Annotated in this window: 15 protein-coding genes, 1 tRNA gene and 1 pseudogene; 14 read left to right on the top strand and 3 right to left on the bottom strand. The window is 71.8% G+C overall.

Annotated features, from left to right (window positions below):
- The first annotated feature begins 81 nt into the window (after nt 1–81).
- From JSY13_RS10975 to JSY13_RS10955, 5 genes are all read left to right on the top strand, one after another.
- The gene (locus tag JSY13_RS10975) at nt 82–1,605 is read left to right on the top strand and encodes an aminotransferase class I/II-fold pyridoxal phosphate-dependent enzyme (RefSeq protein WP_259606698.1); all 1,524 of its coding nucleotides are present in this window, start codon (nt 82–84) and stop codon (nt 1,603–1,605) included.
- 139 nt (nt 1,606–1,744) lie between these two features.
- On the top strand, nt 1,745–4,264 hold the full coding sequence (locus tag JSY13_RS10970) for an ATP-dependent Clp protease ATP-binding subunit (protein ID WP_259606697.1): 2,520 nt from the start codon (nt 1,745–1,747) through the stop codon (nt 4,262–4,264).
- Between the two features lie 82 nt (nt 4,265–4,346).
- Complete coding sequence (locus JSY13_RS10965) at nt 4,347–4,847, top strand: amino-acid N-acetyltransferase (RefSeq protein WP_259606696.1); 501 nt, start codon at nt 4,347–4,349, stop codon at nt 4,845–4,847.
- A 9-nt stretch (nt 4,848–4,856) separates the two neighbouring features.
- The gene (locus tag JSY13_RS10960) at nt 4,857–5,507 is read left to right on the top strand and encodes a hypothetical protein (protein ID WP_259606695.1); all 651 of its coding nucleotides are present in this window, start codon (nt 4,857–4,859) and stop codon (nt 5,505–5,507) included.
- Between the two features lie 244 nt (nt 5,508–5,751).
- Nucleotides 5,752–6,165, top strand: a complete 414-nt coding sequence (locus JSY13_RS10955) for a dehydrogenase (protein WP_259606694.1) — start codon at nt 5,752–5,754, stop codon at nt 6,163–6,165.
- A gap of 13 nt (nt 6,166–6,178) precedes the next feature.
- On the opposite strand, the gene radA is transcribed toward JSY13_RS10955, so the two are convergent.
- Nucleotides 6,179–7,546 (bottom strand): DNA repair protein RadA, encoded by a 1,368-nt coding sequence (gene radA, locus JSY13_RS10950; protein ID WP_259606693.1) that lies wholly within the window; start codon nt 7,544–7,546, stop codon nt 6,179–6,181.
- Nucleotides 7,547–7,720: 174 nt separating this feature from the next.
- Here radA and JSY13_RS10945 point away from each other — a divergent pair, with 174 nt between their 5' ends.
- From JSY13_RS10945 to JSY13_RS10910, 8 genes and pseudogenes are all read left to right on the top strand, one after another.
- Entirely contained in the window at nt 7,721–9,136 is a 1,416-nt protein-coding gene (locus JSY13_RS10945) for a cytochrome ubiquinol oxidase subunit I (RefSeq protein ID WP_259606692.1), read from the top strand.
- Nucleotides 9,137–9,158: 22 nt separating this feature from the next.
- Nucleotides 9,159–10,187, top strand: a complete 1,029-nt coding sequence (cydB, locus tag JSY13_RS10940; protein ID WP_259606691.1) for a cytochrome d ubiquinol oxidase subunit II — start codon at nt 9,159–9,161, stop codon at nt 10,185–10,187.
- A gap of 10 nt (nt 10,188–10,197) precedes the next feature.
- Nucleotides 10,198–11,799, top strand: a pseudogene (cydD, locus tag JSY13_RS10935) (thiol reductant ABC exporter subunit CydD); the annotation flags it as partial.
- Nucleotides 11,800–11,955: 156 nt separating this feature from the next.
- Complete coding sequence (gene cydC, locus JSY13_RS10930) at nt 11,956–13,668, top strand: thiol reductant ABC exporter subunit CydC (protein ID WP_259608203.1); 1,713 nt, start codon at nt 11,956–11,958, stop codon at nt 13,666–13,668.
- Complete coding sequence (locus JSY13_RS10925; protein WP_259606690.1) at nt 13,665–13,907, top strand: hypothetical protein; 243 nt, start codon at nt 13,665–13,667, stop codon at nt 13,905–13,907. Before cydC ends, JSY13_RS10925 begins: the two co-directional genes overlap by 4 nt.
- Nucleotides 13,904–14,602 carry a uroporphyrinogen decarboxylase/cobalamine-independent methonine synthase family protein gene (locus tag JSY13_RS10920; protein ID WP_259606689.1) on the top strand — a complete coding sequence of 233 codons (699 nt, stop codon included), beginning with the start codon at nt 13,904–13,906 and terminating at the stop codon, nt 14,600–14,602. Before JSY13_RS10925 ends, JSY13_RS10920 begins: the two co-directional genes overlap by 4 nt.
- A 185-nt stretch (nt 14,603–14,787) precedes the next feature.
- Nucleotides 14,788–14,878, top strand: a tRNA-Ser gene (locus JSY13_RS10915).
- Nucleotides 14,879–14,979: 101 nt separating this feature from the next.
- Nucleotides 14,980–15,465 (top strand): VOC family protein, encoded by a 486-nt coding sequence (locus JSY13_RS10910; RefSeq protein ID WP_259606688.1) that lies wholly within the window; start codon nt 14,980–14,982, stop codon nt 15,463–15,465.
- A 16-nt stretch (nt 15,466–15,481) separates the two neighbouring features.
- Here the strand turns inward: JSY13_RS10910 and JSY13_RS10905 are convergent, their stop codons facing one another.
- Nucleotides 15,482–16,159, bottom strand: coding sequence for an MFS transporter (locus JSY13_RS10905; RefSeq protein WP_259606687.1), 678 nt, complete (start codon nt 16,157–16,159; stop codon nt 15,482–15,484).
- A 134-nt stretch (nt 16,160–16,293) separates the two neighbouring features.
- Between JSY13_RS10905 and JSY13_RS10900 the strand changes: the two genes are divergently transcribed.
- Complete coding sequence (locus JSY13_RS10900; protein WP_259606686.1) at nt 16,294–17,331, top strand: LacI family DNA-binding transcriptional regulator; 1,038 nt, start codon at nt 16,294–16,296, stop codon at nt 17,329–17,331.
- On the opposite strand, the gene JSY13_RS10895 is transcribed toward JSY13_RS10900, so the two are convergent.
- The gene (locus JSY13_RS10895) at nt 17,320–18,393 is read right to left on the bottom strand and encodes a C45 family autoproteolytic acyltransferase/hydrolase (protein WP_259606685.1); all 1,074 of its coding nucleotides are present in this window, start codon (nt 18,391–18,393) and stop codon (nt 17,320–17,322) included. The genes JSY13_RS10900 and JSY13_RS10895 overlap by 12 nt on opposite strands.
- Nucleotides 18,394–18,398 lie beyond the last annotated feature (5 nt).

The following is an 18,398-nucleotide window of genomic DNA, read 5'->3' as shown; positions in this document are numbered from 1 at the left end:
GGCATCCGTTCAATACAAGGTATGGATAACTGAAGAGTACTCGCTATTCCGTATTCATCTCAGGTCGGCGAGGCTCGAAGCATGACCTCCGCCTCCCTGCTCGCCCCCGCCGGCGACCGGACCGAATCGGGCACCTCATCCACCCCGTACGCCGATGCGCTGGCCCGCTACGCCGCCCGCGACACGGTGCGGCTGAACGTGCCCGGCCACTCCGCCGACCCGGAGGCCGTGCCGCAGGTCGCCGAGTACTTCGGGCGCGACGTGCTGCTCAAGGACGTGCCGCCGCTGCTGGCCGGGCTCGACAAGGGCGAGGGCAACCCGCTGGCGCAGTCGCTGCGCCTGGCCGCCGAGGCCTTCGGCGCCCGTCGCACCTGGTTCCTCACCAACGGCGCCTCGCAGGCCAACCGCATCGCCGCGCTCGCCCTCGCCGGCTTCCGCGCGCAGACCGCGCCGGTCGTCGTCCAGCGCAGCGCCCACTCCTCCTTCTCCGACGGGATCATCCTCGGCGGGCTGTCCCCGCGCTTCGTGCAGCCCTCCATCGACGGCTGGTTCGGGATCAACCACGGCGTCTCCCCGGCGTCGCTGCGCGAGGCGCTCGGACGGCTCGAGGAGCACGAGCGGCCCAAGGGCGTGTACGTGATCTCGCCCAGCTACTTCGGCGCCGTCGCCGACATCGCCGGGCTCGCCGAGGTCGCGCACGAGGCCGGCGCGCCGCTCATCGTCGACGCCGCCTGGGGCGCGCACTTCGGCTTCCACGAGGACGTGCCCGAGAACCCGCTCCGCCTCGGCGCCGACCTCGTCGTCTCCAGCACCCACAAGCTGGGCGGCAGCCTCACCCAGTCCGCCATGCTGCACCTGGGCGACGGCCCCTTCGCCGACGAGCTGGAGCCGCTCGTCGAGCGGGCGTTCCGCCTCGAGCAGTCCACCAGCGAGAGCTCGCTGCTGCTGGCATCCCTCGACCTCGCCCGCGACGCCCTGCAGACCGGCCGCGACCGGATCGGCGCGGCCATCGCCGCCGCCGACGAGCTGCGCGACCGCATCCGTCGCGGCCGGCGCTTCCGCATCGTGAGCGACACCTTCGACCGGTTCGACGACATCGTCGCCGCCGACCCGCTGCGCGTCTCCATCGACGTGGCCAGCGGCGGCGTGCACGGCCCGACCGCGCGCGAGCTGCTCATGGAGCAGGACGGCGTGTACTTCGAGATCGCCACCGAGACCTGCCTGGTCGCCGTCGTGGCGCCCGGCGTCGTCCCCGACGTGGCACGCGTGGTGGACGCCCTGCACGCGCTCCCCGTCGACGCGGATGCCGCCGCCGACGTCGACGCGATCGAGGCCGCGACCGTGCTGCCCGAGCCCGGTCCGCTCGCGATGCTCCCGCGCGACGCCTTCCTCCGCTCCGCCGAGACGGTGGACGCCGCGGATGCCGTGGGCCGGGTCTCCGCCGCCGCGCTCGCCGCCTACCCGCCGGGCATCCCGAACGTGCTGCCGGGCGAGGTCATCACCGAGGACGTGGTGCGCTTCCTGCAGCGCGTCGCGGCGACTCCCGGCGGCTACGTGCGCGGCGCCGCCGACCCGACGCTGGCGACCCTGTCGGTCGTGCGCTGACGGGGGCCCTCGTCAAGCGGGTCCGCCCTCGGTATGCCCAGGGCGAACACGGGCATCCGTCCCTCGCGCGCTCGTTACTCTCGATGTACAGGTCACGGTGGGAGCCGTGCACCAGGCGCGATGCCAAGGAGTCACAGCAATGTTCGAGAGATTCACGGACCGAGCCCGTCGAGTGGTCGTCCTCGCCCAGGAAGAGGCGAAGATGCTCAACCACAACTACATCGGGACCGAGCACATCCTGCTCGGCCTGATCCACGAGGGTGAGGGCGTCGCCGCGAAGGCGCTCGAAAGCCTCGGCATCTCCCTCGACGCCGTGCGCGAGCAGGTGCAGGACATCATCGGCCAGGGTCAGCAGCAGCCGACCGGGCACATCCCGTTCACGCCGCGCGCCAAGAAGGTGCTCGAGCTGAGCCTGCGCGAGGCGCTGCAGCTGGGCCACAACTACATCGGCACCGAGCACATCCTGCTCGGCCTGATCCGCGAGGGCGAGGGCGTCGCCGCCCAGGTGCTCGTGAAGCTCGGCGCCGACCTGAACAAGGTGCGTCAGCAGGTCATCCAGCTGCTCTCCGGGGCCCCGGGCCGCGAGCCCGCCGCCGTCGGCGCGACCACGCACGAGAACCAGCAGTCCGCCCAGGGCGGCTCGCAGGTGCTCGACCAGTTCGGCCGCAACCTCACCCAGGCCGCGCGCGAGAACAAGCTCGACCCGGTGATCGGGCGCGAGAAGGAGATCGAGCGGGTCATGCAGATCCTCTCCCGCCGCTCCAAGAACAACCCGGTCCTCATCGGCGAGCCCGGCGTCGGCAAGACCGCCGTCGTCGAGGGCCTCGCGCAGGCGATCGTCAAGGGGGACGTGCCCGAGACGCTGAAGGACAAGCAGCTGTACTCGCTCGACCTCGGTTCGCTCATCGCCGGCTCCCGCTACCGCGGCGACTTCGAGGAGCGCCTGAAGAAGGTCACCAAGGAGATCCGCACCCGCGGCGACATCATCGTCTTCATCGACGAGATCCACACCCTCGTCGGCGCCGGTGCCGCCGAGGGCGCAATCGACGCCGCCAGCATCCTCAAGCCGCTCCTGGCGCGCGGCGAGCTGCAGACGATCGGCGCGACCACCCTCGACGAGTACCGCAAGTACTTCGAGAAGGATGCCGCGCTGGAGCGTCGCTTCCAGCCCATCCAGGTGAACGAGCCGAGCCTGCCGCACGCGATCAACATCCTGAAGGGGCTGCGCGACCGCTACGAGGCGCACCACAAGGTGCAGATCACCGACGGCGCGATCGTCGCGGCGGCGAACCTCGCCGACCGCTACGTCAGCGACCGGTTCCTCCCGGACAAGGCCATCGACCTGATCGACGAGGCCGGTGCCCGGCTGCGGCTGAGCATCCTCTCCTCCCCGCCGGAGCTGCGCGAGTTCGACGAGAAGATCGCGAAGGTCCGCGAGGAGAAGGAGGCGGCCAGCGAGGAGCAGGACTTCGAGAAGGCCGCGGCGCTCCGCGACCAGGAGAAGGAGCTGCTCGGCGAGCGTCTGCGCCTGGAGAAGCAGTGGCGCAGCGGCGACGTGGCGACCTCCGCGGTCGTCGACGAGGGCCTGATCGCCGAGGTGCTCGCGCAGGCCACCGGCATCCCGGTGTTCAAGCTCACCGAGGAGGAGTCCAGCCGTCTCGTCTTCATGGAGAAGGCGCTGCACCAGCGCGTCATCGGCCAGGACGAGGCCATCGCGGCGCTGTCCCGCACGATCCGCCGTCAGCGCGCGGGTCTGAAGGACCCCAAGCGCCCGTCGGGCTCGTTCATCTTCGCCGGCCCCACCGGCGTCGGCAAGACCGAGCTCGCCAAGGCGCTCGCCGAGTTCCTCTTCGACGACGAGGCCGCGCTGATCTCCCTCGACATGAGCGAGTTCGGCGAGAAGCACACCGTCTCGCGGCTGTTCGGCGCCCCTCCCGGATTCGTCGGCTTCGAGGAGGGCGGGCAGCTCACCGAGAAGGTGCGTCGCAAGCCGTTCTCCGTCGTGCTGTTCGATGAGATCGAGAAGGCGCACCCGGACATCTTCAACTCGCTGCTGCAGATCCTCGAGGAGGGCCGTCTCACCGATGGCCAGGGCCGCGTGGTCGACTTCAAGAACACCGTGATCATCATGACGACCAACCTCGGCTCGTCGGCGATCGCCGGTGGCCCGGTCGGCTTCCAGATCGAGGGCAACACGCAGACGACCTACGAGCGGATGAAGGGCAAGGTGGACGAGGAGCTGAAGCGGCACTTCAAGCCCGAGTTCCTGAACCGCGTGGACGACATCATCGTGTTCCCGCAGCTGAACAAGGACGAGCTGCGCCAGATCGTGGGCCTGTTCACCAAGCAGCTGGGTGAGCGCCTGCTCGACCGGGACATGACGGTGGAGCTGACGGATGCCGCGAAGGACAAGCTCATCGAGATCGGCTTCGACCCCGCCCTCGGCGCCCGGCCGCTGCGCCGCGCCATGCAGCGCGAGGTGGAGGACCAGCTCTCCGAGCGGATCCTGCACGGCCAGCTCAACGCCGGCGACCACGTGAAGGTCGACGTCGCGGACGGCAAGTTCGTCTTCGTGAACACCCCGCGCGGGCAGAAGGTCTCGGTCGGCGTGAACACCGGCGGCGGCATCTCCGCCACGCCCGACCTCGCCGCCGGCTGAGGTCGCGTCGAGTCCAGATCGCGTGAAGAAGCGGATGTCGTGCGCCACGGCATCCGCTTCTTCGCGTCCTAGGCTTGATCGTGTGAGCGACCTCCTCGTCCGGCCGGCCCGCAGCACCGACATCCTGCCCATCCACCGCATGCTGGAGCCGCTCGTCGAGCAGCGCATCCTGCTGGGCAAGGATCTCGCCGTGCTGTACGGCGCGGTGCAGGAGTTCGTCGTCGCCGAGGCCGACGGCGAGCTGATCGGATGCGGGGCGCTGCACGTGATCTGGGAGGACCTCGGCGAGGTCCGCACCCTCCTGGTGCGCGACGAATGGCTGCACCACGGTGTGGGCAAGGCGATCGTGGAGCGGCTGGAGCAGAACGCCCGCGCCCTCGGACTCACCCGCCTGTTCTGCCTGACCTTCGAGGTGGACTTCTTCACCCGCCGCGGTTTCGAGCCCATCGGCGAGCAGATCGTCGACGCCGACGTGTACTCGCAGCTGCTGCGCAGCGGCGACCCCGGCGTCGAGGAGTTCCTCGACCTCGCGCACGTCAAGCCGAACACGCTCGGCAACACCCGGATGCTCAAGCGCCTCTAACCTGGAAGCATGCCCCGTCACTCCGCCGCCGTCTACCGTCGCCGGCGACTGGCGGTCCTCTCGCTGCTGCTGGTGCTGATCCTGGCGATCGGCGGGGGAGTGTGGCTCGCCCTCGCCCAGCCGTGGAATGCGCCCGCGCCCTCGGCCTCGTCGCCGGCGCCCGAGGCGGAGCCCACCGCGTCGTCGCCGTCGCCGTCCCCGACATCCCCCGCGCCCTCGGCCTCCCCCGAGCCGTCGGCCTCCGCCGAGCTCGTCGCGTGCACCGCCAAGCATGTGAGCGTCGAGGCGGTGACGGATGCCGAGACCTACCCCGCCGACGCGCTGCCGCAGCTGTCGATCCGCCTCACCAACATCAGCGACACCGATTGCGCGATCAACGTCGGCTCGGCCACGCAGACCTTCGAGATCTCCAGCGGCTCGGACGTGTGGTGGCGGTCGACGGACTGCCAGCAGAACCCGAGCGACATGATCGTCACCCTGGCGGCCGGACAGTCGGTCACCAGCAGCGAGCCGGTGGTGTGGGACCGCACCCGCTCCTCGGTGGACACCTGCGACGAGCCGAACCGTCCGCGCGCACCAGGGGGCGGCGCCTCGTATCACGTGAGCGTGTCGATCGGCGGCTTCGAGAGCATCACGTCTCGGCAGTTCCTGCTGTACTGATCCGGTTGCGCCGATGCGGCTGACACAACCGGAATGTTGGGATACCATTAATGAGTTTCTCCGATAGCGCGGCCAAGCCATCCCCAGTGGTGTCGTACAGCGTCCCCAGCGCTTCGACAATCGCCGCCTGAGAACCGGAGGGCCCTCTCGAGTACCCCAGTCCCCGATGGAGGACTCGAGAGGGCCCCAACTCTTCCCCCGCCGCCGGGGGATTCCCCCGCCGCCGCGCGCTTAGGCTGGAGGCATGGCGAAGAAGAGGGCAGGCGGGAAGAAGCGACCCGCCCCGGAGGACTTCCGCTCCGAGGCCCTGGCGCAGGCCCTCGAGAAGCAGGACATGGCCGCCGTCGCGCTGGCCCTGCGCAACGGCATCACCGTCGTCCCCCTGATCAAGCCCGGAGCGCGCGACAACCCGCTCGACGGCGGAGAGGTGTGGACCTATCGCGACCCGAACACCGGCGATGTCGCGCTGCTGCTCTTCAGCGACGCGAAGAACAAGCCGGCGAACCTGCCGCCCGGGGTCGGGATCTACTCGCCGGCCTGGCTGCGCTCGTTCCTCAGCACCCACCGCGACACCATCACGACGGTGTTCCTGGACATCGCCGGCCCGCATCCGATGCAGGCGTCGCCGGAGGAGCTGCTGAAGGCGCTGGACGCCTGAGCGCCACCGCGCCTCAGAACGCCGGGATCTCCTCCTCGAGCCGCCGCGTCCTCGACCGCGCCCGCACGTCGTTCAGGGCCGACCGCAGCGTCCCCGACCGGTCGTCGACGACCTGACGGTACCCGAGGCGGGCGGCCTCGCTGCGCCGCTGCGCGGCCTGCGTCACCGGCCGGATCTCGCCGGCCAGGGAGAGCTCGCCCACGGCGGCGATCGTGCGCGGCACGGACACCTGCCGGATCGACCCGGCCACCGCGACAGCGATCGCGAGATCCGCCGCCGGCTCGGTGAACCGCACCCCGCCCACGGTCGACACGTACACGTCGAGCTTCGAGGTCTGGATGCCGGCCCGCTTCTCCAGGATTGCGAGCACCATCGCCACCCGCGACGCGTCCAGGCCGTGCACCACCCGGCGCGGATTCGGCGTCGACGCCTCGATCGTCAGCGCCTGCACCTCCACGGGCAGCGCTCGCCGGCCCTCCAGCGCGATCGCGACGCACGTGCCCGGCTCGGCGGCTCCCTGCGACAGGAACAGGCCGCTGGGATCGGGCACCTCGGCGATGCCGGTGCCGGTCATCTCGAAGCACCCGACCTCATCGGTCGGGCCGAAGCGATTCTTCAGCGCGCGGATGAACCGCAGCGAGGTCTGCCGGTCGCCCTCGAAATGGCACACCACGTCCACGAGGTGCTCCAGCACGCGCGGGCCGGCGACCTGCCCGTCCTTCGTGACGTGGCCGACGATCACGATCGGCAGGTCGCGCTCCTTCGCCACCCGGATCAGGGTCGCGGCGACCTCGCGCACCTGGCTCGGCTGGCCGGCCGCGCCGTCCACCAGCGACGACGCCACGGTCTGCACGGAGTCGACGATGACCAGCTCCGGTCGCACCTCGTCGATGTGGCCGAGGATCGTGGCGAGGTCGGTCTCGCTGGCGAGGTACAGCTCGTCGTGCAGCGCCCCGGTCCGCTCGGCGCGCAGGCGGACCTGCGCGGGCGACTCCTCGGCGCTCGCGTACAGCACGCGCCGCCCGGACCGCGCCGCCTGCGCCGCCACCTCCAGCAGCAGCGTCGACTTGCCGACCCCCGGCTCACCGCTGAGCAGGATCGCCGCGCCCGGCACGATGCCGCCGCCGAGCACGCGATCGAACTCGCCCACGCCGCTGGTGCGCCGCGGCGCCTCGGAGGTGCTGATCCGCGTGATCGGCCGGGCCGCGCGCTCCACGCTCGGGGTCAGCGGCGCGATCTGCCGGACGATGCCGGTCGGCGCGGACTGCTCCTGCACGGTGCCCCACTGCTGGCACTCGCCGCACCGGCCGACCCACTTCGCCGTCGTCCAGCCGCACTCGGAGCAGGCGAAGCCGGGCGGTGCGGGTCGACGGGTGGCCATGCCCTCACCCTAACCGCCGCCCCCGACACCGCCGGCCATCATCATGCGCGCAGGCTATGGAGGGGATCCGGGATTTCGATCATCACCGGGGGTCTTCCGCACCCATCCGCTGGGAGGATGGAGGCGAAGGCACGGCGTGCAGCGTCGCACTCCCGCATCCGAGAGGAGACGCACATGGAATGGCTGGATCCGCTGGTCCTGTCCCGCTGGCAGTTCGGGCTGACCACCATCTACCACTACCTGTTCGTGCCGCTCACGATCGGCATGGCCAGCGCCGCCGCCGTCTTCCAGACCGCCTGGGTGCGCACCGGCAGGATCCACTACCTGCACCTGACCCGCTTCTTCGGCAAGATCTTCCTGATCAACTTCGCGATGGGCGTGGTCACCGGCATCGTGCAGGAGTTCCAGTTCGGCATGAACTGGTCGGACTACTCCCGCTTCGTCGGCGACGTGTTCGGCGCGCCGCTCGCCTTCGAGGGTCTGCTGGCCTTCTTCTTCGAGGCCACCTTCATCGGCCTGTGGATCTTCGGCTGGGACCGGCTGCCGCAGAAGCTGCACCTGGCGACCATCTGGTGCGTCTCGATCGGCAGCATCCTCTCCGCCTACTTCATCATCGCGGCCAACGCGTTCATGCAGAACCCGGTCGGCTACACGTACAACCCCGAGACGAACCGCGCCGAGCTGACCGACTTCTGGGCGCTGCTGACCAACCCGGTCGCGCTCGCCGCGTTCCCGCACACGATCTTCGGGGCGTTCATGTTCGCCGCCGGGGTGATCATCTCCGTCTCGGCCTGGCACCTCGCCCGCGGGCAGCACACCGAGACGCTGCGGCCGGCGCTGCGGTTCGGGCTGTGGAGCATGATCGTCTGCGCAGCCGGCGTCGCCCTCACCGGCGATCAGCTGGGCCTGGCGATGTACGCCACGCAGCCGATGAAGATGGCCGCCGCCGAGGCGACGTTCAACACGGTATGCGGGAAGGACGCCGCGTTCAGCCTGTTCACGCTGGGCACCCCGGACGGGAAGACCGACCTGTTCAGCATCCGCGTCCCCTACCTGCTCTCGGTGCTGTCGAACCACAGCCTCGACGGCTGCGTGCACGGCATCAACGACCTCAACGCCGAGTACGCCGAGCGCTTCGCAGACACCGGGCTGAGCGATTTCACCCCGGTGCTGTGGATCACCTACTGGGCGTTCCGCTGGATGATCGGCCTCGGCATGCTGCACGCCTTCATCGCCCTCGTCGGGCTGTGGGTGACCCGGAAGGGGGCGAAGAGCGCCCCGGCGCCGTGGATGTGGAAGGCCGCGATCTGGTCGTTCCCGCTCGCGCTGGGCGCGAACATCGTCGGCTGGGTGTTCACCGAGATGGGCCGGCAGCCGTGGATCGTGTTCAGCCTGATGACGACGCGCGACGGCGTCTCGCCGGGGGTCTCCGGACTCGAGGTGCTGATCTCGCTCGTGGCCTTCACCGCGATCTACGCCGCGCTCGCCGTGGTCGAGGTGCGCCTCATCGTCCGCGCCGCCCAGAAGGGGCCGGACACCGCCGAGCAGCCCGCCGAGGCGACGGCCCAGCTGCCGTCGGCCGTGTACTGAGTCGTCCGGGAAGGGAACCGTCATGGACCTCGCGAACCTCTGGTTCTGGATCATCGCCTTCTTCTTCGTCGGCTACTTCGTGCTCGACGGGTTCGACTTCGGCGTCGGCATGTCGCTGCCGTTCCTCGGCCGCGACGACGTCTCCCGCCGTCAGGTGATCAACACGATCGGCCCGGTGTGGGACCTCAACGAGACGTGGGTGATCGTCGCCGGCGCGGTGCTGTTCGCCTCGTTCCCGGAGTGGTACGCGTCGCTGTTCAGCGGCTTCTACCTGCCGCTGCTGGTCATCCTGCTCGCGCTGATCCTGCGCGGCGTCTCGTTCGAGTACCGGCACCAGCGGGAGGACGCGGCGTGGAAGCGCCGCTTCGACCGGATGATCGTGATCGGCTCGGCGGTGCCGGCGCTGCTGTGGGGGGTGGCCTTCGGCAACATCGTGCAGGGTGTGGCGCTGGACCGGTCGCACGTGTTCGTCGGCGGCGTGTTCTCGCTGCTGAACCCGTACGCGCTGCTGGTCGGGGTCACCACACTGCTGCTGTTCTTCCTGCACGGGGTGCACTTCGTCGCGTTGAAGACGGATGGCCGGGTGCAGGCGGATGCCCGGAGGCTGGCCCGTGCCGCGGCGGTGCCGGCGATCCTCGCGGCGGCCGGGACGCTGGCGTGGACGGCCGGCATCGCCGCGGGGCGGGAGGCTCCGCTGCTGGGGGTGGTGATCGGATGCGGCGCGGTCGCGGCATCCGCTCTCGTCCTCTCGACGGTGCTCTCGCGGCGCGGACGCGACGGCGCGGCGTTCGCGGCGGGCACGGTCACGGTGGCGGCGGCGGTCGCGGCGCTGTTCGCGGCGCTGTTCCCGTATGTGCTGCCGTCGACGCTGTCCGCGGCGGGCAGCCTCACGATCGCGAACGCGTCGAGCACGCCGTACACGCTGCAGATCATGAGCTGGACGGCGCTGATCGCCCTGCCGCTGGTGCTGGCCTACCAGGCCTGGACCTACTGGGTGTTCCGCAAGCGGGTCACCCGCGCCTCGATCGAGGCAGCCCCGGTGCACGCGTGAGAGAACGCCCATGAAACCCGTCGACCCGCGCCTCCTGCGCTACGCGCGCGCCGCGCGCGGGTTCTTCGCGGCATCCGCTCTCATCGGCGTGGTGCAGACGGGGGTGACGATCGGGTTCGCCTGGCTGCTCACGGATGCCGTGACCGGCGCGATCGCGGGCCGCGACGTCACGGCGCCGATGCTGCTGCTGGTCGTCCTCGCCCTCGCGCGCGGCCTGCTCATCGCCGCCTCGGATGCCGCCGGCACGCGTGCCGCCGCGCGCACCGGCAGCGAGCTGCGCGAGGCGCTGATGCGGGCGATCGGCCGGCTCGGCCCGGACTGGCTGGCCGGCCGCAACCGTGCCGCGCTCGCCGTCACGGCCGGTCACGGGCTGGACGCCCTGGACACGTACTTCGCCCGGTACATCCCGCAGCTGGTGCTCACCGTGATCGCAACGCCGGTGCTGATCGCGGTGATGTGGTGGCAGGACTGGCCGAGCGGTCTCACCGCGGCGATCACGGTGCCGCTGATCCCGCTGTTCCTGGCGCTGATCGGCATGGCGACCCGGTCGGTGCAGCAGCGGCAGTGGCGGACGCTGCAGCGCCTCGCCGCCCGGTTCGCGGACACCGTGCAGGGGCTGGCCACGCTGCGCCTGTTCGGGCGGGAGGGCCGCGCCGCCGACCGGATCGCGCAGACCGCCGACGAGTACCGGCGGGAGACGATGACCGTGCTGCGGTACTCGTTCCTGTCCGGGTTCGCGATGGAGCTGCTGTCGTCGCTCGCCGTTGCGCTGATCGCCGTGGCGGTGGGGTTCCGGCTGCTCTCCGGCGACCTGTCGCTCGAGGTCGGCCTGTTCGTGCTGCTGCTCGCCCCGGAGGCGTTCCTGCCGATCCGCCAGGTGGGCGTGCAGTTCCACGCCGCGGCGGAGGGTGTTGCGGCGACCGAGGACGTGTTCGCGGTTCTCGACGAGGCCGGTGCCGTTTCGAATCGCGCGATCGGTCGCTTTCCGGCCTCGGGAGCGACCGATCGCGCGATTCGAAACCCGGGGGAGGAGGTCCTGGCGGTCGAGGGGCTGCGGGTGCGGGGGCTTCCGCCGGTGTCGTTCACGGCCCGGCCGGGCACGATCACGCTGATCGAGGGGGCGAGCGGATCGGGCAAGTCGAGTCTGCTCGCGGCGCTGCGCGGCGCCGTGGCGTTCACCGGGGCGGCGACGCTCGGCGGGGTGGATGTCCGCCGTCTCGATCCCGCGGACTGGACGGCGTGGGCCGACCAGCGGCCGGGGCTGCTGCAGGGCACCGTCGCGGGGAACGTCGCGCTGGGCGACCCCGCGCCGTCGGCGGATGCCGTGCGCGCCGCTCTCCGGGCGGCCTGCGCCGACGACCTCGACCCCGCGCAGGAGCTCGGCGTGCAGGGCGGCGGCCTGTCCGGAGGGCAGGCGCAGCGGGTGGCCGTCGCGCGCGCCCTGTACCGGCACGCCGCCGAACCGGGCCGGGTGCTCCTGCTCGACGAGCCCTCGAGCGCCCTGGACGCCGAGACCGAGGCCCGGCTCTGGCGTTCGCTGCGGGAGCGGGCGGATGCCGGGGCCACGATCCTCCTCGTCTCCCACCGCCGCACCGCCCGCAGCATCGCCGACCAGATCGTCCCGCTGTCCGCGGCGTCTGCCGCCTCCCCGTCCGGTGGCGCTTCGACGGGCTCAGCGACCGACCCTTCCCGGTCGTTGAGCGAGGGCGGCGGCGCCGACCGAGACGAAACGCGCTTCGCTCGTTCGACGGCTGAGGCGTCGTCCTTCCTGCGCCTCGCGCAGCCGCCGCTGCGGCGCTTCCTGCCCGGGCTGATCTGGGGCGTCCTCTCCGCGGCATCCGCCGTCGCCCTGCTCGCGGTGAGCGGATGGCTGATCGTGAGCGCTTCGATCGTCGACTCGCTGGTGCCGCTGTCGATCGCCGTGGTCGGGGTGCGGTTCTTCGCGGTCACCCGCGCCGTCACACGGTATCTGGAACGGCTCAGCGGACACGACGCCGCCCTCCGCCGGCTGGCGGTGACCCGCGCCGCGATGGTGCGCCGGCTGACCCCGCTGGCTCCGGCGGGGCTCGGCCGCACCGACCGCGGCCGGGTGCTCGCCGCCCTCGTCGACGACGTCGAGAACCTGCAGAACCTCCCGCTCCGGGTCGTGCAGCCGCTGGCGGTGTCGGCGATCGTGGCCGCGGGCGCGGTCGTGTTCCTCGCCCTGGTCGCCCCTCCCGCGGCGCTGACCCTCGTCGTCTGCCTGATCGTCGCGGCCGCGGCATCCGCCGGCCTGGGCTGGGTGCTCGGATCGCGCGCCGAGACCCGCATCTCCGCACGGCGGGGCGACCTCGCGGCGGCGCTGGGCGACTACCTGGGCGCGCTGGACGTGCTGCTCGCCTACGGCGCGGAGCCCGCCGCCCGTCTCCGGGTGCGGGATGCGGATGCGGCGCTCCGCGGGGCGGTCGGCCGCGGATCGGTCGCGCAGGCCGCCTCCGCGGGCATCGTGTCCGCCGTGTCGGGCGTCGCGTCCGTGACGGCGCTCGCCGCGGCGTCGCCGGGGCTGGCCACCGGCGCCATCGACGGTCCCTGGCTCGCCGTGGCCGTGCTCGTGCCGATGGTCGTCTTCGAGGTCTTCGGGGCCGTGCCCGCCGCGGCATCCGCGTGGCGCAGCGTGCGTGCGAGCGCGCGTCGCCTCGCCGACGTGCTCCCCGCGCGCCTCCCCGCAGAGCTGCGCCCGGATGCCGGCGCCGACCCCGCATCCGACTCAGCCCCCGCCCCCGCAGCCGCCGCGCCCGCCGCCCCTCCCGCCCTCCGTCTCCGCGGCGTCCGCGCCGCCTGGCCAGGCGGCGCCGATGCGCTGCGCGGCGTCGACCTCGACCTGCACGCGGGGGAGCGCGTGCTGGTGGCGGGCCCGAGCGGATCGGGCAAGAGCACGCTCGCCGCCGCGCTGGTGGGCTTCCTGCGGGTGCGCGGCGAGTTCCGCATCGGCGGGCAGGATGCCGCGGCGCTTTCCGGGCCGGCGCTGCGGCGCACGATCGGCCTGTGCGAGCAGAGCCCGACCCTGTTCGACGAGGACATCCGTCAGAACCTGCTCTTCGCCCGCGACACCGCCACCGACGACGACCTCCTCGCCGTGCTCGACCGCGTCGGCCTGGCGGACTGGGTGCGCGGTCGCGGCGGCCTGGACGCCCGCGTCGGGGATCGCGGCGCGCTCGTCTCCGGCGGCCAGGCACAGCGCCTCGCCCTCGCCCGGGCGCTACTGCGCGGCTTCCCGGTGCTCGTGCTGGACGAACCCACCGCGGGCGTCGACCCGGACGCATCCGACGCCCTGCTGCGCGACCTCCTCCGCGCCGCCGGCCCGCAGTCGGTGCTGCTCATCTCGCATATCGAACCGCCCGCGGGCCTGATCGACCGCGTCGTCCGCATCGCCGACGGCCGCACGCCGTCGGCGGCCCCCGAGCGCAGCGATCCCGGCGACCTCGTTAGGCTGGTCGGATGACCCAGCCCCGCGGAGCGCTCCTCGTCGGCAGCGTGAACTACGACGACGCCGAGAAGACCATGCGCACCGCCGCCGGGATGCTCGGCGGACTGCTCCGCCGCATCCCGGGCTCGACGCGCGGCCGCTGCGCCTCGCCGACGGCGTCGACCCGGACGGCATCCGGCTGCCTCCGCTCGGCTATGCCGCCGCCGCGGAGGCGTCGTACGCCGTCTTCCGGCGCCTCCGCGAGGAGGGCGTGATCGCCGAGGGCGTGCGCTTCCAGGTGTCGCTGCCGACCCCGGTGGCCGTGGTGTCCTCCTTCTTCTCCGGCGACGACCGCATCGCCATCGAGCCGGTGTACGCCGCCGCGATGCGGCGCGAGCTCGAGGACATCCTCACCGGCATCCCGCACCGCGACCTGGCCGTCCAGTGGGACGTCGCCAGCGAGATGGGCATCATCGAGCACGCCGCCGGGTACGGCCGGGTGATGGAGGCCTGGTGGCCGGGCGACCCCTTCGACGGCCTGGTCTCCCGCCTCGCCGGCCTCGTCGACGCGGTGCCCGTCGATGTGGAGGTCGGGGTGCACCTCTGCTACGGCGACGCGGGCGAGCGGCACTTCACCGAGCCCGCGGATGCCGGGAACCTGGTCCGCTACGCGAACGCCGTCATCGCGGCATCCGCCCGCCGGCTGAGCTGGCTGCACCTGCCGGTGCCGATCGAGCGCGACGACGATGCCTACGTCGCCCCGCTGCGTGACCTCGCCCCGGTGGACGAGCTCTACCTCGGGCTGGTGCACCGCGAGGACGGCGCCGAGGGCGCGCGGAGGCGCATCGCCACGGCATCCCGCGTGGTGCCGGCCTTCGGCGTCGCGACCGAATGCGGCATCGGCCGCGCCCCGCGCGGGACCACGGAGGACATCCTCCGCACCCACGCCGAGGTCGCCGCAGCCTGGTGACGGACTGGCGCCGCGCGGGTGCTTCGGGCGTGCCGTCTGCCGGCGACCCGCGTGTGCGCTTCGCGCGGAGAAGTGCGCGTCGCGCGGACCGGATCCGGGCATTCCTCCGCGCGAACAGCACATCGCCGCGCCGGCCGCACGGCGGCGATTCGCGCCAGCACGGCGTGTGCCGTAAACTTGTCCTCGGTGACGTGTCCGAGCGGCCGAAGGTGCAACTCTCGAAAAGTTGTGTAGGGTAACCCCCTACCGTGGGTTCAAATCCCACCGTCACCGCCACGAAAACCCCTGGTTCGCCAGGGGTTTTCCGCTTTCTCGGGTTCCCGTCCCGCGTCGCGCCTGCCCCTTACGCGCGCTGGAGCCACGGGCTACCATCCAGCATGACCATCAGACTCGAGAACGTCGGCATCGCCGTGCGCGACATCGACGAGGCGATCGCCTTCTTCACCGACCTCGGACTCACCGTCCTCGGCCGGGACACGATCAGCGGAGACTGGGCCGACACCGCCGTCGGGCTCGACGGCAACCACGTCCGGATCGCGGTCCTGCAGACGCCCGACGGGAACGGGCAGCTCGAGCTGTTCGAGTACATCCATCCGGACGCGATCGAGCGCGAGCCCGTGCTTCCGAACGAGATCGGCATGCACCGCGTCGCGTTCTCCGTCGACGATCTCGACGCCGCTCTCGAGATCGCCGCGAGGCACGGATGCCGGCCGCTGCGCGGCGTCGCCACCTATCAGGACCTCTACCGGCTCACCTACCTGCGCGGCCCGAGCGGCATCCTCCTGATGCTCGCGGAGGATCTGCAGCGCCGCGCCGGCAGGCGGGACGCCCAGGCGTCGGCCCCTGACGCGAGCGCCGGCTGACCGCCGCCGGACATGGTCACGGCGGCCGCATACCCGGGAAGCATGCGGCCGCCGTGGTCTCGGGGGCGAGGCTCAGTGCTCGCCGAGCTGCTCCGTCGGGGTGCGGAAGGTCTCGCGCAGGCCGAAGGCGCACAGGATGAGGAGGAGACAGGCGGCGCTCGAGTACAGGGCGACGCCCAGGGAGTCCTGGCCGCTGGCCATGAACAGCGCCGTGGCGACCGGCGCGGCGGTGCCGCCGCCCAGTGCGGCGCCGATCTGGTAGGTCGTGGAGATCGAGGATCCCGAGGAAGGCGAAGAAGAACAGCCCGTAGACGATGGCGCCGCCGATGAGCACCTTCTTGCGGCCGATGCGGTCCGACAGGGACGCCATCAGGAACGTGCTCACGCCCATCACCAGCAGGGTCAACACGAGCATGGCCTTGCGGCCGATCCGGTCGCCGAAGTGCCCGACGACGATGCCGCCCAGCGGGCGCGCCACGAAGCCGGCGCCGAAGGCGGCGAAGGCGACGATCGTGCCCATCAGCGGGTCCACGTCGGGGAAGAAGAGCTGGGGGAAGACCAGCGAGGCCGCGAAGCCGTAGATGATGAAGTCGTAGAACTCGAGTGCGGTGCCGAGTCCGGAGATGAAGAAGGTGCGCAGGCTCGTCACCGGCGGTGCGGTGCGTGCTGCGGGGGTGATCTGCGTCTGCGCCATGGCATTCGTCCTTGAACGTCGTCCTCGGAGGAGGGGATTGGGGGCGGAGTCGCCGAGACTCCGGTTCGGGTGCTGGGAAGTCGCGGTAGCCACGTAAAACGTTTTGTGCAACACTGTCCCTCGAGGAGGTCGCGATGAGGCGGAACGGCGTCACCATCAGGGATGTCGCGGCGCGCGCCGGGGTGTCGATCACGGCGGTCTCGCACGCTCTGAACGGCAAGGGCACGGTCAGCGAGAAGACGCGGGAGCGGGTGCGCCGGGTCGCGGAGGAGCTGGGCTACCAGGCGGATGCCTTCGCGCGGGGCATGCGGCAGTCGCGCATCGACGCCGTGGGGCTGGCGATGCGATCACTCGACGTCCTCGGCGACTACACCCCGGAGGGCGTGGACGTCTTCGACCGGTTCGCCGGTATCTTCGCGGCGAAGGCGCTGGCCCGCGGGCTGAGCCTGACGCTCGTGCCGGACATCAGCGGGCGCTCGGTGCCGCCGCTCGCTTTCGCGTTGGACGGCTACGTCGTGATGAGCCCCCAGGAGGGCGATCCGGTCACCGCGATGCTGGAGAGCCGCGGCATCCCGTACGTCACCTACGGCCGTGAGCCGGGCCGAGACAGCCACCACCGCTGGGCGGCGGAGGACGACCGCGATGCCGCCCGCCGCGCACTGCACCACCTCGAGCACGCCGGGGCGCGCGAGATCGTCCTGCTCAGCGGGACCGACCGCAACGCCTGGAACGACGACTACCGCATCGAGTACCGAGAGTGGTGCCGCCGCACCGACGTGGCGCCGCGCATGGACGAGCAGCCGGAGCGGAGCGGCGTCGACGGCGGCGCCGAGGCCGCGCGCCGGATCATCGGCGGGGGAGTGCCGGATGCCGTGCTGTGCATGACCGGCCGCCATGCCGCCGGTCTGCAGGCCGAGCTGCAGCGGCACGGGTTCGTCATCCCGCGGGACGTGCTCGTGCTCGCGGCATCCGACTCCGAGCAGGCCCGCTCGGCGAAGCCGGCCATCACCGCCTTCTCGTTCCGCCTCGCCGACACCGCCGACGCGCTGCTCGACATGCTCGTGCAGCTGCTCGACACGGGGGAGTGCGAGGGCCCGCGGCTGACGCGGGCCCAGCTCAAGCCGCGCGCCTCGACGCGGGCCCAGCGTGAAGGCCGGCGCTCAGAGGCGTGACATCCCCGCTTCGGCCGCCTCGGCCGGGCTGCCGGGGAAGAAGTCCAGCCCGAACCCGGCCGCGTCCACGCTGATGGTGAGCAGCGTCTGCCACTGGTCCGGGCGCGGCAGCGCGTCGTCGGGACGGATGCAGATGACCGCCCCTTCGCCCTCGCCGCCGCACGCGGCCGCCGCGCGTTCCGTGGGCGCGAGATCGGCCAGCGTGCCGCGCACCCGATCGAGGTGCTCGTAGCGCTCGCGGGTCTCGGAGGCGTCCGGCATGGTGTCGCCGGTGGCGAGCTCCGGGTCGAGGAAGTGGTTGGTGTGGAACAGCCAGCCGTCCTCGGCAGGCCGGACGATCGCCATCGCAGCGGGGGACAGCTCGATGCTGGCGGCCTGCGAGCCTTCGGCGGTGGACTCGAAGACGGTGAGCACGGTGGAGGCGCTGACCGTGGCGCTGCCGGCGATCCGGATGGCGTCGTCGAGGCTGCGCGCCTCGTCGAGGATGCGGCGCGCGACGGCGTGCACCGGCACGCCCCCGGCGTCGGAGTCGGAGGAGTGCATCAGGATGTTGAAGTGCAGCCCGACGCCGGCGTCGTTCACGCCGATCTTCGCGGCGGTGCCGAACTCGGTGAACAGCTTCACATGCAGCCCGGCGTCGGAGGTGAAGGAGCGCATCAGCCCCTCCGGAACGAGGAACTCGTGCCAGTCCCAGGTCTGGAAGGTCTCCGGGGCGATGCCGGGGCCGGTGCGGACGGCGGTCGAGCACTCCGCCGCGCTCCTGGTCGGCGCGACCGCGAGCACTTCGGTGCGCGCGCCCACCGCGGCGAGCTGCCACAGCTCGATCCCGGACGCCTCGGCGATGGCCTCCGTCTCCGCCGCGAGGCCCGGCGCCCAGGCGCGGAGCGCGTCGTGCGAGCGCTCGGTGATCGCCTGCACGGTGGCGTCGGCGATGCCGAGCTCCTCGAAATGCTCGAGGTAGAGCCGCACGCTCTCACGGAACTGCGGGGCGAACTCGGCGCCGAGCTCCCGACCGCGTGCGGCGGCGTCCGGGGCGGTGGATACGGAGAATCGAAGCTGCATGGCGC

The sequence above is a fragment of the Microbacterium neungamense genome (assembly GCF_024971095.1).
In the GTDB taxonomy this organism is placed as follows: domain Bacteria; phylum Actinomycetota; class Actinomycetes; order Actinomycetales; family Microbacteriaceae; genus Microbacterium; species Microbacterium neungamense.
Note: the sequence above shows the minus strand (reverse complement) of the source record. Positions and strands in the feature narration are given on the sequence as shown.

Bases quoted from the DNA above. Each gene is read 5' to 3' on its own strand.
- JSY13_RS10975 (WP_259606698.1), top strand. From the start codon at position 82: ATGACCTCCGCCTCCCTGCTCGCCCCCGCCGGCGACCGGACCGAATCG.
- JSY13_RS10970 (WP_259606697.1), top strand. From the start codon at position 1,745: ATGTTCGAGAGATTCACGGACCGAGCCCGTCGAGTGGTCGTCCTCGCC.
- JSY13_RS10960 (WP_259606695.1), top strand. From the start codon at position 4,857: ATGCCCCGTCACTCCGCCGCCGTCTACCGTCGCCGGCGACTGGCGGTC.
- JSY13_RS10955 (WP_259606694.1), top strand. From the start codon at position 5,752: ATGGCGAAGAAGAGGGCAGGCGGGAAGAAGCGACCCGCCCCGGAGGAC.
- radA (WP_259606693.1), bottom strand. From the start codon at position 7,546: ATGGCCACCCGTCGACCCGCACCGCCCGGCTTCGCCTGCTCCGAGTGC.
- JSY13_RS10945 (WP_259606692.1), top strand. From the start codon at position 7,721: ATGGAATGGCTGGATCCGCTGGTCCTGTCCCGCTGGCAGTTCGGGCTG.
- cydB (WP_259606691.1), top strand. From the start codon at position 9,159: ATGGACCTCGCGAACCTCTGGTTCTGGATCATCGCCTTCTTCTTCGTC.
- JSY13_RS10925 (WP_259606690.1), top strand. From the start codon at position 13,665: ATGACCCAGCCCCGCGGAGCGCTCCTCGTCGGCAGCGTGAACTACGAC.
- JSY13_RS10910 (WP_259606688.1), top strand. From the start codon at position 14,980: ATGACCATCAGACTCGAGAACGTCGGCATCGCCGTGCGCGACATCGAC.
- JSY13_RS10905 (WP_259606687.1), bottom strand. From the start codon at position 16,159: ATGGCGCAGACGCAGATCACCCCCGCAGCACGCACCGCACCGCCGGTG.
- JSY13_RS10900 (WP_259606686.1), top strand. From the start codon at position 16,294: ATGAGGCGGAACGGCGTCACCATCAGGGATGTCGCGGCGCGCGCCGGG.
- JSY13_RS10895 (WP_259606685.1), bottom strand. From the start codon at position 18,393: ATGCAGCTTCGATTCTCCGTATCCACCGCCCCGGACGCCGCCGCACGC.